The sequence below is a fragment of the Pseudonocardia ammonioxydans genome (assembly GCF_900115005.1).
GTDB lineage: Bacteria > Actinomycetota > Actinomycetes > Mycobacteriales > Pseudonocardiaceae > Pseudonocardia > Pseudonocardia ammonioxydans.
The window spans coordinates 1-1,156 of the sequence record NZ_FOUY01000163.1; the positions used below are offsets into that span (position 1 = coordinate 1).

Genomic DNA, 1,156 nt, shown 5'->3' on the forward strand with positions numbered 1-1,156 from the left:
TGGTGAAGCGGTATACGACGGTGACGATGGGCCCCACCCAGGGCAAGTTGGAGACCGTCAATGCGGTCGCGGTGCTGGCCGAGGCGACCGGGCGCACGATCGCCGAGACCGGGACGACGACGTGGCGGCCGATGTATGCCCCGTTCACGCTGGGCGCGTTGGCCGGGCGGGTCCCGGAACCGGTGCGGCACTCGCCGATGCAGTCCTGGCACGAGCGCCACCACGGGGTGCCGTTGGTGGCCGGGCAGTGGATCCGCCCGGAGCACTACGGTGACCCGGCCGCCGAGGTGCGTGCGGTGCGCACCGGGGTCGGGCTGATCGACGTCACCCCGATCGGGAAGCTGGACCTGCGCGGCCCGGACGTGGCGACGCTGCTCAACCACCTCTATGTCAACAAGTGGTCGAAACTCGAGGTGGGTCGGGTCCGGTACGGGGTGATGTGTGCCGATGACGGGGTCGTGTTCGACGACGGGGTCACCGGCCGGCTCGGTGCGGAGCACTACCTGATGTCGACCACGTCGTCGGGGGCGGCGGGGGTGTGGGAGTGGGTCGAGGACCAGCTTCAGACCGCGCACCCGGAGTGGCAGGTGCACGTCACCCCGGTCACCACCGCCTACGCGAGCATGAACCTGGCCGGGCCGCGGTCGCGGGAGCTGCTGGCGCGGTTGACCGATGTGGACCTGGATCCGGACGCGTTCGGCTACATGGGGGTCCGTACCGGCACCGTGGCCGGGATCGCCGACTGTGTGCTGTGGCGGATCGGGTTCACCGGCGAACTCTCCTATGAGATTCATGTGCCGGCCTCCTACGGCCTGCACGTCTGGGAACGCGTGATGGAGGCCGGGCAGGATCTGGGGATCACCGCGTTCGGGGTGGAGGCCCAGCGGATCCTGCGCCTGGAGAAGGGGCACTTCATCGTCGGCCAGGACACCGACGGCCTGTCCCAGGGCTACACCGCCGGGCTCGGCGGGTTGATCAAGCTGGACAAGGACGACTTCATCGGCAAACCCGAACTGGTCTGGCAGGCCGAACGCGGCGGCTATCCGGTGCTGGTCGGGATCCAGCCCGAGGACGGGCAGGTCGTGCCCGCCGAGGCCGCCCAGATCCTGCGCCCGGATGGGCGGATCGCCGGGCGGATCACCTCGTCGCGGATGTC

1 protein-coding gene is annotated in these 1,156 nt (G+C 69.9%); it reads left to right on the forward strand.

The genetic code is table 11. The features are described from left to right. Window positions 1-26: 26 nt before the first annotated feature. On the forward strand, window positions 27-1,156 hold a 1,130-nt coding region (locus tag BM093_RS34895), incomplete at its 3' end, for an aminomethyltransferase family protein (RefSeq protein ID WP_483880046.1).